The organism is Vagococcus fluvialis (genome assembly GCF_003337315.1).
Lineage (GTDB): Bacteria > Bacillota > Bacilli > Lactobacillales > Vagococcaceae > Vagococcus > Vagococcus fluvialis.
In genome coordinates this window covers 36,173-52,571 of sequence record NZ_QPJV01000010.1, presented here as the reverse complement: position 1 = coordinate 52,571, position 16,399 = coordinate 36,173, and the positions used below count along the sequence as shown (strand labels likewise).

General features: G+C 32.8%; 12 protein-coding genes and 1 pseudogene. All 13 read right to left on the bottom strand.

Annotated features, from left to right (window positions below):
* Nucleotides 1–17: 17 nt before the first annotated feature.
* The 13 genes and pseudogenes from DFR54_RS09960 to DFR54_RS09900 all read right to left on the bottom strand — a co-directional run bounded on the left by DFR54_RS09960 (nt 18) and on the right by DFR54_RS09900 (nt 16,327).
* Complete coding sequence (locus DFR54_RS09960) at nt 18–1,304, bottom strand: PTS sugar transporter subunit IIC (protein ID WP_086342184.1); 1,287 nt, start codon at nt 1,302–1,304, stop codon at nt 18–20.
* Nucleotides 1,305–1,440: 136 nt separating this feature from the next.
* On the bottom strand, nt 1,441–2,373 hold the full coding sequence (locus DFR54_RS09955; protein WP_114290090.1) for an ROK family protein: 933 nt from the start codon (nt 2,371–2,373) through the stop codon (nt 1,441–1,443).
* A gap of 198 nt (nt 2,374–2,571) precedes the next feature.
* On the bottom strand, nt 2,572–4,011 hold the full coding sequence (locus tag DFR54_RS09950) for a 6-phospho-beta-glucosidase (protein ID WP_114290089.1): 1,440 nt from the start codon (nt 4,009–4,011) through the stop codon (nt 2,572–2,574).
* Between the two features lie 20 nt (nt 4,012–4,031).
* Nucleotides 4,032–5,342 carry a PTS sugar transporter subunit IIC gene (locus tag DFR54_RS09945; RefSeq protein ID WP_114290088.1) on the bottom strand — a complete coding sequence of 437 codons (1,311 nt, stop codon included), beginning with the start codon at nt 5,340–5,342 and terminating at the stop codon, nt 4,032–4,034.
* Nucleotides 5,343–5,533: 191 nt separating this feature from the next.
* A complete protein-coding gene (locus DFR54_RS09940; RefSeq protein WP_114290087.1) occupies nt 5,534–6,310 on the bottom strand; it encodes a MurR/RpiR family transcriptional regulator in 777 nt (258 codons plus the stop codon).
* Nucleotides 6,311–6,329: 19 nt separating this feature from the next.
* Nucleotides 6,330–6,914: a histidine phosphatase family protein gene (locus DFR54_RS09935; protein ID WP_114290086.1), complete on the bottom strand. Its 585-nt coding sequence runs from the start codon at nt 6,912–6,914 to the stop codon at nt 6,330–6,332.
* Nucleotides 6,915–7,019: 105 nt separating this feature from the next.
* Nucleotides 7,020–7,883 carry an ROK family protein gene (locus tag DFR54_RS09930; protein WP_114290085.1) on the bottom strand — a complete coding sequence of 288 codons (864 nt, stop codon included), beginning with the start codon at nt 7,881–7,883 and terminating at the stop codon, nt 7,020–7,022.
* Nucleotides 7,884–7,895: 12 nt separating this feature from the next.
* Nucleotides 7,896–9,368, bottom strand: a complete 1,473-nt coding sequence (locus DFR54_RS09925) for a glycoside hydrolase family 32 protein (protein ID WP_114290084.1) — start codon at nt 9,366–9,368, stop codon at nt 7,896–7,898.
* Nucleotides 9,369–9,383: 15 nt separating this feature from the next.
* On the bottom strand, nt 9,384–10,232 hold the full coding sequence (locus tag DFR54_RS09920) for a carbohydrate ABC transporter permease (protein WP_114290083.1): 849 nt from the start codon (nt 10,230–10,232) through the stop codon (nt 9,384–9,386).
* Nucleotides 10,232–11,113: a carbohydrate ABC transporter permease gene (locus DFR54_RS09915; protein WP_114290082.1), complete on the bottom strand. Its 882-nt coding sequence runs from the start codon at nt 11,111–11,113 to the stop codon at nt 10,232–10,234. The genes DFR54_RS09920 and DFR54_RS09915 overlap by 1 nt, the downstream gene beginning before the upstream one ends.
* Nucleotides 11,114–11,158: 45 nt before the next feature.
* Nucleotides 11,159–12,468: pseudogene (locus DFR54_RS09910) on the bottom strand (ABC transporter substrate-binding protein).
* Nucleotides 12,469–12,580: 112 nt separating this feature from the next.
* A complete protein-coding gene (locus tag DFR54_RS09905; protein ID WP_114290081.1) occupies nt 12,581–13,561 on the bottom strand; it encodes a LacI family DNA-binding transcriptional regulator in 981 nt (326 codons plus the stop codon).
* A 126-nt stretch (nt 13,562–13,687) separates the two neighbouring features.
* Nucleotides 13,688–16,327: a cation-translocating P-type ATPase gene (locus tag DFR54_RS09900; RefSeq protein ID WP_114290080.1), complete on the bottom strand. Its 2,640-nt coding sequence runs from the start codon at nt 16,325–16,327 to the stop codon at nt 13,688–13,690.
* Nucleotides 16,328–16,399: the final 72 nt, after the last annotated feature.

Here is a 16,399-nt window from a genome sequence, read left to right as displayed (position 1 = left end):
TTCTTACTCGCTTTCTCTTATGCTTCTTCAGCTCTGTATTCTTTATCTAGTCGTTTTACAAATGGGAAGTAGATTGCAACACTAGATGCTACTACCATCAATTGTACTATAACTCCCTGAACTCCACCTAATAAAAATCCAGAAACTAGAACTGGTGTTGTCCAAGGTACAGTTGCCGCAGAAAAAGGAGCCATAAAGCCAGTAATAATTGAGAAATAACAAATCAATACACCAACAACAGGTGCTAACACAAATGGAATTAACATCGTTGGATTAAATACAATTGGTAAACCATAAATAACTGGTTCATTAATATTAAATAATCCTGGCGTTAATGATAATTTTGAAATTTCTTTCATACGAGAAGATTTTGCGACAAGTAACGCTGCAATTAAAAGACCAATAGTTAATCCTTGACCACCAAACTTAACAAAAACATCTAGCAATTGAATAGTCATAATTTTAGCATTTTCACCAACAATCAACTCTTTACCACTATTAATAATTTCTTGGTTTTGCATAGCATTAGCTGTTAAGATTGGTCCCATAATTCCCATAACAATATTCGGTCCATGAATCCCTGCCCAGAATAAAACTGACATAACCACAGTCATGATTAATCCACCTGCTAATGTATCAGATAGATTTTGAAGAGGTGTTTGTAAAACTTTAAAAATTAATTCTGTTAATGAAGCATCCGCAAAAACATTAGATAAAATAAAGACTGTCATTGATCCCGCCATAATTACAAATCCTGGGATTAAAGCAGAAAAGGCATTACTTACTCCAGCTGGTACTGTCTCTGGTAATTTAATTGTAATATTTCGTTTAAGGAAAAACGTGAAAATTTTCGCTGTAATAATAGCTACTAAAATAGCTGTAATGATACCATTTCCACCAGTCCAAGCTTTCGGAATGACACCACCAATTTTTTCTCCACTCTCAGTTAAAACAAATGAATTAGTTACAATTAAAAATGAAACTAAAGATAATATGGCACTACTGAATCCATCTTGCTTCTCATTTTTAGCATAAATATATGAAATCGAAATAACTGCAACAATAGCTAAAATATCAAAAGTTGCTCCTGACACTTGATAAAAAGGTGTTTTCCAAGCATCTCCAAAAATACCAATCATAAATGTGTTCCATGCTGGCACTGGAAACTCAGCAATTAATAAAAAAATCGAACCTACTAGAGAAACAGGCATAGTTAATAAGAAACCATCCTTAATCGCTGTAATTGACTTTGTGTTAACTGCCTGTAAAAATTTGTCTAAAAATTTATTCATAACATCTTTCATTCTTAACTCTCCTTTTTATACTTATAAAATATATTCATTGGTATGAATTCGATTTCATTATAGTCCCTTGATTTTAATTTGTAAAGTAAAAAAATGAAAAAAGACACGAAAAAAATTTCTTTCCGTGTCTCTTTTTTTAATTATTATCAATTTTTTGCTTGATTTGGTAGGTTGCTCCTAACATTCCTGCATCGTTTTTTAATTTTGCCATAATGATTGGTGTATCAATAACAGGTAATATTCTATTAAGTGCTTCATGTCTTTTTTTCAATTCATTTACTTTAGTTTGAAGTCGTTCTTGGAACTCCTTATTTTGACTAATTCCACCACCAATTAAAATCGCTTCTGGATCAAAAAAACTAATTAAATTAATCAAACCTAATCCTAAATCTTCATAAAATTGATTGACTATTGTTCTAGCTAATTCTTCGCCATCTTTTTCTCTGTTAAATATTTCTTTCGCATCTAAAATATCTTCGTGATTAGTGTCTGTTTTTCTTTTTTCAGTATTATAATTTTGGCATAAACCACTTACAACGGCTGCTTTTCTGTTTAATGAGTAATCTTCAATCAACCCAGTTTCAGGAATTCCTGAAATAATTCCCCAACCAATCTCTCCAGCCATACCATTTGCTCCAGAGTAAACTTCATTGTTAATAACAATTCCGCCACCCATACCTGTCCCTAAAACTAAACAAATGTAATTTTTCATATTTGTTGCATTACCTAGCCATTTTTCAGCAATCGCCGCTGCATTAGCATCATTATCAATTGTCACTGGTAAGTGGGTGTTTTCTTCAAGAAATGTTTTAATGTTTTCTCCGTATAAGGACATAATTGCACCTGCTGTGGTCATATGTCCATTTTTTTCTATAATTCCTGGAGCACTGATTCCGATGCCTTCAATTTCATAATCCTTTTTAACCTCATGATAAATAGTTAATAAACTAGCTAGAAAAACTTCTTTATTATCTTCTGTTTTAACAGCAGATTTTTTGAGTATATTTCCTTGTCGGTCTACAATGCCACACTTTATTGTTGTGCCACCAATATCAATACTTAAAAACATCTTTTTTCCTCCTATTATTAAGATAAAAGAGGTTGTGACAGAAGTGTTCAGCTTCAAGAAATAAGAAGGAAACCACGAAAATTGCTTTTCAAATTTTTGTGGTTTTCGGGTTATTTCCGTAGAAGCTACTTCTGTGACACCGTTTAGTTTATAAATCAGGGAGTGTGACTTAATTTTGTCACACTCCCTTCAAATCTTTTATAGTTCCGCTCCATTTGTTGCGATAACATTTTTATACCAATCAAAGGACATTTTTTTGCTTCTTTTTAGAGTTCCTTCACCTTTGTTATCTTTATCTACGTATATCATGCCGTAACGTTTTTCCATTTCGCCACTTCCAAAACTTACAATATCAATAATGCCCCACGGTGTATAACCAATAACATCTACTCCGTCTTCCACAATTGCAAGTTCCATTTGTTCGATGTGTTTACTTAAATAATCTATTCGGTAATCATCTTTAATAAAATTGTTTTCATCTAATTGGTCATAAGCACCAAAACCATTTTCAACGATAAATAGTGGCACATTATATCTTTGATAGACAGTATTTAAAATATATCTTAAACCTACAGGATCAATTGGCCAACCCCAATCAGATGACTCAATGTATGGATTTCTAACCATTTGAGTTCCTTTAAAATCTTTATTAGGTATGCCTTCGATTGTCATATCTGTTGAAACTGTTCCAGACATATAATAACTAAAACCAATGTAATCGACTGTTCCTTCTTTTAATACAGCTTTTTCTTCTTCACTGATTTCAATGTTATAGTTATTTCTTTCCCAGTATTTTTGTGTGTAACTAGGTACCTCGCCACGTACATGAACATCACTATAAAAATATCTTCTTTCATTGATTTTTAGTGACGCAATCATATCATTTGGATTACATGAGTGAGGGTAAATTGGTACATAAGCCATCATACAACCGATTTTAAAATTAGGATTAATTTTCTTTCCTTCTCTTACAGCATAAGCACTAGCAATCAGTTCATTCATTGCTGCTTGAAAAACAACTTCTTCCTTGTTATCTGTTTCCTTTAAAATCATGGCTGAGTTAGTCCAAACATGTAAATCTTCTTGTCCATCAGCTTGATTATTAATCTCGTTAAAAGTCATCCAATGAGTCACTTTGTCTTTATATCTTGTAAACACACACTTAGCAAATTTTACAAATAATGGGATAACGTCTTTATTACCAAACCCACCAAATTCCTTATATAAATTATAAGGCATCTCAAAGTGAGATAAGGTAATAACTGGTTCTATACCATTTTTGATTAACTCATCAAATAAATCATCATAAAACTGTAAACCAGCCTCATTTGGTTCTTGTTCTGTTCCATTTGGGAAGATACGACTCCATGAAATAGAAGTTCGTAAACATTTTAATCCCATTTCTTTAAATAATTGAATATCTTCTTTGTAATGATGGTAGAAATCAATCGCTTCGTGATTTGGATAATACTCATTCTCAAGAATTCCCTCAGTAATTTTACGAGAAATTCCATTTCCACCAGCTGTCATTACATCAGCAATACTCATGCCACGACCAGCTTCATTCCATGCTCCTTCTACTTGGTGAGCAGCAAGTGCCCCACCCCATAAAAAATTCTTTGGTAATTCTTTTGCCATGATTAATCTCTCCAGTATCTTTAAATTTCGATTTTTTGTGCTCTGTTAGAAGCAATAACAAATGGTAAGTAAATTAAGACAGAAACTGCTAAACATACAACTCCCACTACTGCTCCCATAATATTTCCGCCTGTTCCAAGGAATAAATTAATAATTCCTGGAGTTGTCCAAGGTACACCGATTGCAGGCGTTGGCATAATTTTAAAGACAACTGTTGCAAAATAACCAACTAAAATATTAGCCATTGGTGTTATGATAAACGGAATAATTAAAATTGGATTTAACACAATTGGTAAACCAAAAATCATTGGTTCATTGATTTGAAAAATCCCTGGTACTAATGACATTTTTGCCACTTCTCTTTGATCTGCTCTTTTTGAAGCTATAAAGATAGCAATAATTAAACCTAATGTCATACCTGTTCCACCCATATTGGCAAACATATCATTTAAAACTCCCCAAGTTTCTTTATATGGAACATCCCATAAAGAACCACCATTGTTGATAAATTCTAAGTTAGCTAAATCTTGTTCTGTAAAGATTGCTGAACGAACGGCATTTAATGTATTTGGACCATGAATCCCTACTGAGAATAATAAGGTTTGTAAAAATGCTAAGATAAGAACACCAAACACATTTCCACCTAAATCTCTTAAAGGTGCTTGTAAACTCTTGTAGATTAACTCATTAATTCCACCTGGTGCAACCATTGAAATTAAGAAACTAAAAATAGCAGCAACAGCTACAACAATAACAATTGGTAACATTCCTGAGAATGAACGAGAAACTGCTGGTGGAACCATATCTGGCATTTTAATTTGTAATTTTTTAAATTGGAATAATTTAGATAAAAATTCTCCGACTAAACACCCTACAATAATAGCTACAAATAAACCTTGAGCACCTAAATATTGAGTTGATAAAACATTCATATCATTAGCGCTAAATGGTGATGGATATAATATCATAAAGACTGCAACACTTGTTAAACCAACTAATGTATCATCTGCTTTAAAATGTTTTGCTAAAATTTGTGCGACTAAAAAAGTAATAAAAATACTCATAATATTAATCGTTCCATTAGCTACAGGTGTCAGCACTTTTTGAGCTGTATCTAAGTTAGGAAAGATTTTTGATAATCCAAATAATTGCACGATAAAGCTATCATGAGAAAATAGTAAGTTGTTTACCAAAATTACAATTGATGACGCAATTGTTAATGGGAAGATTAACATAAAGGCATCCCTAACTGCTGCCACATGTCTTTGATTATTTAATTTTGTTGCTAATGGTACCAGCGTACGATCTAAAAAACTATTCATTTTTTCCATTTTGAAACCCCTTTCGATTTATGACTTCATCATAATATATTTTTTATCATTTTAAAGCGTTTTTATGCATTCTGATTTCTATTCCATCAGATAGAAATATATTCCTAAAAAGGAACAAGCTGTTCCAAACTTAATTGAGTAAATAAAAAAGTTGTTAATTAAGCTTTTGAAACTTAACTAACAACTTTATTTTATTCGACAGCTTCATTAATTTCTTTGACTTTATGATCATAGACATACCCAAAAACAGATTCAATAATCAGCATCGCTGGTATTTGACTCGATAAATCATAAAATACGTTTTTTCGATCTTCTTCAGTAAAGTATTCAATTGAATAGTCACATAAACGCGATAAGTTACTATTTTTCCCAGCTGTAATAGCATAGGAATAAACTGAAGCTTGTTTTTCGATATTGGCTATAGCCTCAATCATTTCCTTAGTTTCACCAGAAACACTTAAAGCAATAATGACATTATTTTGATGGCTCTTTAAAATGCTATGAAAAGGGTATGTTAATTCATGGAAGCTAACTGAAAAGTAATCTAGATTTGCAAATTTTCTAGAAGCATACTCAGCAATAGCACCTGATGCACCTAAGCCTAAAAAAATTAAACAATCTGCTTCTTGAATTTTTTTAGCCATTTGCTCAATTTGATATTCAATATCTGGGTGGAAAATATTTAAATTCAAATCTTCCATTCTTTGAGCAATACTAATTTTATGGCTCTCTCCAGGAAATTGTCGTTTTGATAAATTATTTTTAATATAAAGTTTAAATTCTGGAAAAGAAGCAAACCCTAATTTTTTTATAAACCGAAAAACAGATGTTGAAGACACATTTGCATTTAAAGCAATATCTCTAACTCTCATAAAAATAACTTTATCCAAATTGTTAACAATGTACTTATAAATTTCTATCTCAACGCTTGATAAGTCATTCATATTTATCTTCTCAAATATTGACATCTTAATCTTCCTCTAGCTTTTATTTTGGCATAATAGAAGAGAAATCATGACGAATAATTTCTTTTAACACAAAAATACCATCATCATACTCATATTTAAAAATAGAACAATTTGGGATTGCTCCTTCTCTTCTTACTTGACTATAATTTTCCCATTTTCTGTAAAAATTAGCAATAGCACCACCGTGAGAAACAATCAAAATTTGTTCATTAGAGCTTTCAGCCGCTATTTTTGTAATAGCTTCATTAAGTCTTTTTTCAACCTCAAGTTGATCCTCTCCGCCAAATTGGACAAAAAAATCATTATAAGGTAAGGGCGGATTTAGATGTTCTCCTTCACCTTCAAAGGTTCCAAAATTCCATTCTTTTAATTTTTTATGAGTTTTAAAAGGAAGTTCTGTTAATATCTCCAGAGTATCAACCGCTCTTTCTGATGTAGAACTATGAGCTTCTTCTAATTTAATTCCTTCTCTAATAAAATATTCTTTGGCAATTTTTGCTTGATTAATTCCTAACTCAGTTAAAGGTGAATCACAAAAACCTTGAATTTTATGCTGTAAGTTAAATAATGTTTGACCATGACGAGTTAAATAAATTGTTTTCATCTTTCATCCTCCTTGTTTTCTCTATCATACCTTCTAAAGTGTACTTTAGGTAAAGAAAAACTTCCCAGTATTTTTTACTGGAAAGTTTTCTATAGTAATTATTATTTATTTCGTTTTATCTTTTGCTAAAGATAAGCAACCTATAATTCCGGCTTCATTGCCTAATTTTGGTGTTACTATGTAGCTATCAATGTCCGGATACATTGTGTAGTCGTTCATTTTTTTCTCAAATAATTGTCTTACTTTTTCAATCATATGATTTTGCTGCATCACGCCTCCACCAAAAACAATTATATCAGGAGATAACATTAAAGTTGTATTGTATGCACATTGAGCAATATAGTCTGCTTCTATAGACCAGTAAGGATGATCTTCAGATAAATCCTGACCTTTAATACCTAATCTTTTTTCGATTGCTGGACCTGCTGCCATACCTTCTAAACAAGAACTATGAAATGGACAAGCACCTTTAAAATCATCATCTGGATGCTGTTTAACTAACATGTGTCCCATTTCTGGATGGGAAAAACCTTGAATAAATTGATCATTTTGAATGGCTCCCCCACCTATCCCTGTACCGATTGTAAAATAAACCAAGCTTTTATTTCTAATTCCATTGCCATGACGATACTCACCATATGCAGCCGCATTCACATCTGTTGTCCAAATGATTGGTACAGAAAAATGCTCTTTTAAAGTACCGACAAAATCAAAATATTGCCAAGCTATTTTAGGAGTTGATGTTATCTTTCCATAATCAGCTGAAGTTTCATCTATATTGATAGGGCCGAAAGAACCGACACCAATAGCCTTCATATCTAATTGAAATGGCTTAAAGAAAGAAATCACCTCAGCCATTGTTTCTTCTGGTGTTGTCGTTTTAAAACTACTTTTTTTTATGATATTAAGCTCATCATCTGATACAGCACAAACAAATTTTGTACCGCCTGCTTCAATTCCACCAAACATCTGTTTGTCCTCCTAATTCACATTAATGTCGTAAATTTCTAACACTTCAATTAAGGCATCACCAGTTGAGGTGATTTCAATAATTTCTGTAAAATTTTCTTCAAAGAAAGTTGTCGATAGTGTTTGCCCATCATGAGTGAATAATTCAATAGAAGAGGTATCTCCATACAAATCTAAACCTAATTTCCCTTTATTTAGAGGAACATAAGCACTTCTCTTATTCAAGTTAGGTTTTTCAGCTCCCGTAATAGGCTGACCAATCAGCTCTCGACTAATAGTTAATAGGGAATCCAAAACATTGTAACTAATTTCAAAATAATTTTCTTCGTTTTTCCCATAATGAATCGTAAATAATTCACCTTTGCTCAAATCTACTTCTAAATTAATTCGATTAGCTTTCTTTATCGGCTCTACTACTACTCTTGAGTCATTCACTAAAACATCAACTAGTTTTCTTTTTGATATTAATTGCTCTTTACTAAATTTAACAGGCTGCTGGATCAACTTATTATTTTTTATAGAAAGTTTTCTAGGTAGCGTCATCGATCCTGCCCAACCATGTTTTAAATCATTAGTTGGCATATTTCTATCCCACATTTGCATCCACGCTGTTAAATAGCGTTCACCCTGTCCATTAATAACTGTTTGAGGAGCATAAAAATCTAATCCGCTATCTATTTCATGGTAGTTATCAACATGCATTTTTCCAGTTTCCCAATTAATTTCACCAATAAATGCTACTGTTGAGCTACGATTTGCATATTTATGATCTTCTTTTGGCATCTGAATCGGAGACATTATCAAAACATCTTTTCCGTTTAATTGAAATAAGTCTGGACACTCCCACATAATACCCTGAGTTGAATTCCCCTCTAATAAAACCGAGTAAAAAAACCAATCTTTCAAGTTTTTTGATCTAAACATCAGGATTTGACCTCTTGAATCAGCCGTTTGAGAGGCAACAAGCATAAAATATACATCCTCTCTTGCAAACACTTTAGGATCTCTAAAATCTTCAGGTGAAGCAATATTTTCTATGTGAGTTTCATCTACAAGTGGATTATTCATTGACTTTTCAAAGTGTATGCCATCATCTGAAACTGCCATACATTGGACTTCTCTTTTCAAGGTCTCATTTTCCACATGACCTGTATAAAATAAATATAATTTATCATCTTTTACTAATGCGGTTCCTGAAAAACAGCCGTCAATATCATAATCTTCACTAGGAGCTAATGCTACTGGCAAGTCTTCCCAATGAATCAAGTCTTTTGACTTTGCATGTCCCCAGTGCATTGGTCCCCAAACACTATCATAAGGATAGAACTGATAAAACAAATGATACTCTCCTCTGAAGTAAACAAAGCCATTCGGATCATTAATCCAACCAATTGGTCCCATTAAATGATATTGGTTTCGAAACATTGGATTAACAGTTTTTTTATTATTTAGTATAAATTCATTTGCTTTTGTTAATGACGTCATTTTTTTCTCTCCTAATTATTTTATTCCTGTTCCAGAACCACCTAGTCCTTGAACTATGTATTTTTGTGCAACGATATAGACAATGATTAATGGAATCGTTGAGATAGTTAACACTGCCATTACTTGATTAATATAAACTGGTTGAGTTGTATTAATTGCAGTAATTGCTACTTGCATTGAAAATTTACTCTTATCCGTTAAAACCATTAACGGCCAAATATAGTCATTCCAACTACCAATGAAAGATAAAACCCCTACAGTCGCAATAGCAGGTTTTGACATTGGTAACATGATTTTAAAGAAAATTTGTAAGGTACTTGCCCCATCTAATTTTGCTGATTCAATAATTTCTTCTGGAATAGCAATAAAGAAATTTCTAAATAGATAAATATTGAATGCACTAGCAATTCCCGGTAATATAACCGCTAATCGATTATTTACTAATCCTAATTTAGTGATTATTGTAAATTGAGGTATTAAAACTGTTTCCATTGGGATAATTAACAGAGCTAGTAGTAAACCAAATATGACCTTTTTACCTGAAAAATTTATTTTCGCAAAAGCAAATCCTGCTAATGAATTAACTAAAATCGATCCAAAAGCAAACGTTAAACCATAAAATAAACTATTAAAAAGATATGTACCAACACTAAATCTACTTACAACTGCTTGATATGTTTTAAACCAGTTAGCAGGATTTAAACTTGGTAAAAAAGCTTTAAAAGAAGTCAAATTATTAAACACATCAGCTTCAGGCTTCATTGAAGAAACAATCATCCAAATCATTGGAAATAAAAAGATCATCGCTAACAAAATGAGTAAGGTATATTCTACAATAGTTAGCATTCTTCTTTTTCTTTTCATTAGTCTTCATCCTCCTTCACTAGTTTTCGTTGCCCTATCGTTATTAAACCAATTAAAGTCGTAAATATTAAAGCAATTGAGCTAGAATAACCAACTAGTCTATCTGTGAATCCTGTTTGATAAATGTAGTAAACCATAGTCATAGTTGAGTTCATCGGACCACCTTGTGTCATAACCATTGGCTGAACAATCAACTTAAATGCTGAGATTAAAGTTGTTAATAATACGAAAATGGCTGTTGGTTTTAATAAAGGTAAGGTAATATACCAAAACTGTTGGAATTTAGAAAACCCATCAATTTCCGCTGCTTCATAAACATCTTGTGGAATATTTTGCATACCACCTAAAAGTAATAACATTTGATAACCAGCTCCTTGCCAAGCTGATACAAAAACAATTGTATACATTGCCTGTTTAGGACTTGTTAAAAATGGCATTGAGCTAATACCTACTTTATTTAAAAGAGCGTTAATTAGTCCCTCATTTGGATTTAATAAATACAACCATAGAATAGAAATAACAACTAAAGACATGACCACTGGTGCAAAGAAAGCAACTTTAAAAAACATGTTACCTTTTCTTTGTTTATTGATCAGGAGTGCCATTCCTAAAGCTGCACCTAGTTGAACTGGAATAATCCAAACAACAAATTTTACTGTATTCAAAATACTCTTTCTAAAAATCGGATCACTCATGAGGCGTTTAAAGTTTTCTAACCCTACAAATTGTCTAGCATCCGGTGTTAATAAATAGTAATCGGTAAAAGCGTAATAAAATACCATACCTACTGGCACTAGTAGAAAAATAGTTAATAAAATAAGTGCTGGGGATAAGAAACTATATCCTAGTATGTTATCTTTTAATGTTGGCTTCGATTTCATAGTTATCCCTTCCTTAAAGGCTGCCTATAAAGACAGCCATTATATTTATTTAATTGAGTTATCGATTGCTTGTTGCATTTCTTTTGTTCTTGCTTTCAACACTTTAGACACATCAGGATTTTCTTCAAAATATGAAATATCTTGAATAGCTTGTTGGAAAGCTCGTGAGACTTGAGGGTAAGCAACAACAACTGGTCTTGCTTGACCAGAAATTTGATTCTGTTCCATTAACATTTTCATGCCATCGTTTACATCATCTTTGATTAATTCAATTGTTGAATTTCTAATTGGTAAAACACTGTTACTTAAACTAATGATTTTACTTGATTCGGTGTTTGTTGCAAATTTAATAAATTCAGCTGATGCTTCTTTTTCTTTCGTACTAGTTGTCATACCAAGTTGCCAACTTCCAGTAGGTGAAACTAATTTTTTCGTTTTATCAGATACCGGATAAGGTAGAATTCCGTAATCCACATCTTTATAATTTTCTTCTAAATCCGCCATTGTCCAAGATCCACTTAGGTACATAGGATATTTTTCTGTTTCAAATCCTTTTTCAATAGGTGAAATCGGAACATAGTCTTTCTTCACTAAATTTTGAATAAATTCAAATGCTTCAATCGTTTCTTTCGAATCAAAATAGCCTTCAGCTTTTTTTCCATCTTCGTTTACAACATTTCCACCATTTGACCAAACAAAAGGTGTATAACCATATGTCAACATTTCATCCTTATTAGCAATTTGCATATCAAAAACAGGGCCGTCATATTTTTTTTGCAGTTTTTCTGCTATTTGGTTAAATTCACTCCATGTCCATGGTTTTTCTAAAGTTGGAATTTCAGCTTCACTAATTCCTGCCTCTTTAAACATCTTTTTATTATAATAAATACCTACGTTAGATTCTGAAAAACCAAATGCATACATTTTACCATCGTAAGTTCCTTGCTGTTTAATACTATCTAGTACGTCATCCATATCAGCATCTTCTAAATACTCATCAAGTGGAGCGATCACTTTTGATTGAGCATAAGCTGCTGTATTTGGCCCGTCTAAAGTGATAACATCTGGTAAACTATTTGTTGAAACAGCAGCATTTACTTTATCTTCATATCCACCGCCACTCCCGCTTCTTGGAATGTATTCTGTTGTTGCTTTGTACTTACCTTCATTTTCTTTATTAAAATTCTCAACAACTTCTTGCCATGCTTTACCTTCAGCCGTTTCATCTGAAAATTGAACCCAAACTTTAATCTCACCTGGATTGCTGCTCTCTTTTTTTCACTATTACCACAGCCAGCTAGTATCCCCAAACTTAAAACACCGACTGTAATTAATCCCATTGTTCTTCTTTTCATCATGTTTTCCTCCCTCATATTTGAAACGTTTCCAAATTGTTTTAATAAAAGAAACGCCTCACACTTTGGAAACGTTTCCCGTTTTTACAAATTAAGATTAACATGCTTATTTTTAATTGTCAAGAGTTTTAGTTGTAGCACTTTCTTTAAAATAAACCGGTAACACTTTACGCTCTGATTTTTCTTGGAATAAAACAATATTTAATAAAGTTTCAACAGATACTCTCGCCATTTCTTCAATAGGTTGAACAATTGTTGATAGTAAATACTCTTTATTTTCAGAGATTCTAATACCATCAAAACCAATAATCTGATAATCTTCAGGTGCTTTTTTTCCTTGTCGTTCCATTGATTTTATTACATCTAATCCCATAAAATCATTGATTGTAAAAATACCATCAATATTAGGATTTTCACTAATAAACTTGTCCAATTGCGACGGTAGATCATCAATAGGTTCTGGCATAACCAAGCTAGTGACATTCATATTTAAATTACGACATTCACTAAAAAATCCTTCCTTTCGATTATTCGTTTCATTAGGATATGGTGATATACCACCAATATAAGCTAACTCTTTACAATCACGTTTAATCAATTCTTGAGCAGCTATTTGGCCGCCTAAAAAATTATCTGCAGTTACATAAGAAATTGGTTCTGAGAAATGTCGATCAATACTTACAAAAGGAATCTTTGAGGAGACAAATTTATCAATATCAGAGTAAGTAACACCAATAATGCCATCTACTTTACTTTGCTTCACCATCTCAATGTACTCTTTTTCTTTTTCAGGACTACCATCTGCATTACAAATTAATAATTTATAATTTCTTTGACTAAGAGTTTCTTCCAAATAATAGGCAAATTCAGAAAAAAACGGGTGCCAAATTGTTGGAATGATTAAAGCGACAGTATTTGTTCTATTTGTTTTTAATCCCCTTGCGTACTCATCAGGTGTATAGTCAAGCTCTTTTATCGCAGCTAAAACTTTTTCTTTTGTTGTTTCCTTTACATTCACGCCATTTATTACTCGTGAGACGCTTCCAACACCCACTCCAGCCAAGGAAGCCACGTCTTTCATCGTTGCTTTCATTTTATCCCTCTTTATCATTTTTCTTTTATAGTACCATTTTTTTGAAACGATTCCAATCTTTTGATATAAAAAAACAAAGCATTGAAATCAATACTTTGTTTTTTCAAATGGTTGCGAATATCCACTTTATTTTTTCTTCAATATTAATTTAGTCACTTCCATTAAAACAATAGCAGCTAAAGCTAACCCAACCGAAATACCAATTTGCGTTAAACCAAAAGTAGCTGGAATAGAGAATACTGAACGTAAACCTGGAATTAATGTGACTGTATAAAGAACTGCACATAAACTAACAGCTAAAATGACCATTCTATTTGAGAAGAATCCAGCTTTAATTGCTGATTGGCTATTTGATCTTGCTGGGAATGTTTGTAATGTACGACTCCAGATTAATGTTGAGAATGCCATTGCAACACCCATTTCTGGTGAAGTTTGCATACCAATGTACTGAGCGATAATAACAGCAATACCAATTAAAGAACCACGGTAAATCACTGAAGTTAATGTATCCCCTGAGAAGATTCCTTCATTTGGATCTCTTGGTTTGCGGTTCATAATTGTTGGTTCTTCCTTTTCCATTCCTAAAGCAATTGCAGGTAGAGAATCATTTACTAAGTTAATAAATAGTAACTGTAACGCTGTAAATGGATTTGCCCAACCAACTACAAGAGCAAATAAGATGGCAATGATTGCTCCTAAGTTACCTGAGAATAGATAAGCAATCGCTTTTTTAATGTTATCAAAGACATTTCGTCCAACTTTTACAGCACTAATGATTGAAGCAAAGTTATCATCAGTTAAAATCATAGCTGAAGCATCTTTAGCAACGTCAGTACCTGTTCCCATTGCAATCCCAATATCTGCTTGTTTAAGAGCTGGTGCATCATTTACACCATCACCTGTCATAGCAGCAATATTACCTTTATCTTGCCATGCGCGGACAATACGGATTTTATTTTCTGGTGAGACACGAGCATAAACTGTAATTTTTTCTAAATCTCGTTTTAGTTCTTCTTCTGTTAGAGCATCTAATTCTGTTCCTGTTAAAGCCATATGTCCATCCTCAGAAATACCAATTTCACGAGCAATGGCAACAGCTGTCGTTTTGTGATCCCCTGTAATCATAACTGTTTTAATACCAGCACTTTTAGCATCACGAACAGCATCTTTTACTTGCTCTCTTGGCGGATCAATCATCGCCATTAAACCAACGAAAATCAGTTCATTTTCATCTTCTAATGATAACACACGATTTTCTGATACAGGTTTATATGCAAAAGCTAATACACGTAGAGCTCGTTTTGAGAAGCCCTCATTTTTTTCTTGAATTGTTGCTAATAACTCTTTAGTTAATGGTACTACTTCACCATCAATCAATACTTTTGAACTACGACCTAATAAAACATCTGGTCCACCTTTTGTCATCATTAAAAATTCGCCATCAATTTCATGTAGCGTTGACATTAATTTACGATCTGAATCGAATGGCAATTCTTGTAGACGTGGATATTTTTGTCTTGTTTCACGATACGGAGAATTTAGTTTTTCACTGTAATCAAGAAAAGCAATCTCAGTTGGATCACCGATTTTTTCACCATCTTCAGTAATAGCTGCATCATTAGCTAACAAACTAATTTCCATAATACGCTTAATTTCTTTGGTCCAAGTTGATGGGTCTTCTGAAATTGTTTCAGCACCACTACTTGGTAAATAATGATCCACAACAGTCATTTTATTTTGTGTTAAAGTACCAGTTTTGTCAGTACATACAACACTTGTTGAACCTAGAGTTTCTACAGCTGGTAAATGACGGATAATCGCGTGTTGATTAGCCATTCTTTTAGTTCCAAGAGATAAAACAATTGTAACGATAGATTGCAAAGCTTCTGGAATAGCAGCTACAGCTACGGCTACGGCAAACATAAAAGCATTTAAAATATCTGTTGTTAAGTCAGTAGAGCCACCACTAATAAAGATACGAGCTACTTGAACTGCTAAAATAACAATTGATAAAACTAAAATCCAAAGACTTAATTTTTTACTGAATAAATCTAAACCACGTTGTAGTGGTGTTTTTTGTTCGCTAGTACTTTCTAAAAGACCAGCTACTTGACCAATTTCTGTGTCATTTCCTGTTGCTGTTACTATGAAAAGACCACGACCATAAGTAACGATTGTTCCACTGAAAACCATATTTGTTCTGTCACCAATTGGAACTGAACCAGATATAACTTCTAAGTTTTTTTCAACTGGCACTGACTCACCTGTCAGCATTCCTTCATCAATTTTTAAAGAACCTGCTTCTAGTAAGCGACCATCAGCCGGTACATAATCCCCAGCTTCTAAAATAACAACATCTCCAACAACTAATTCTTTTGCTAAAATAACAGTTTCTTTACCGTCACGAATGACATTAGCATCAGGAGCTGATAGACTTTTTAAAGCATCAAGAGAACCTTCTGCTTTTTTAGTTTGAATCACACTGACAACAGAGTTCATCATTAATACAATGAAGATAACAAGAGATTCAACGTAAGCTCCCATTAACATTTGAACAACTGCTACAACTAATAAGACAATTACCATAGCATCTTTAAATGTTTCTAAAAAGAGTGCCATTGTAGATTTTTTTGGTGCTTCCTTTAGTTGATTGTATCCATTTTTTTCTAAACGACTACCTGCCTCTTGTCCTGTTAAACCAGTTGACTGACTGCCGACTTTTTCCATGATTTCATCAAGGCTAGTTTGATACGTTTCCTTTTCCAATATGATTCTTCCCCTTCTTTTCTCTTTAGGTGAGTTACTAATAACAAAAAAGAGACCTAAGACAAGCAAAAA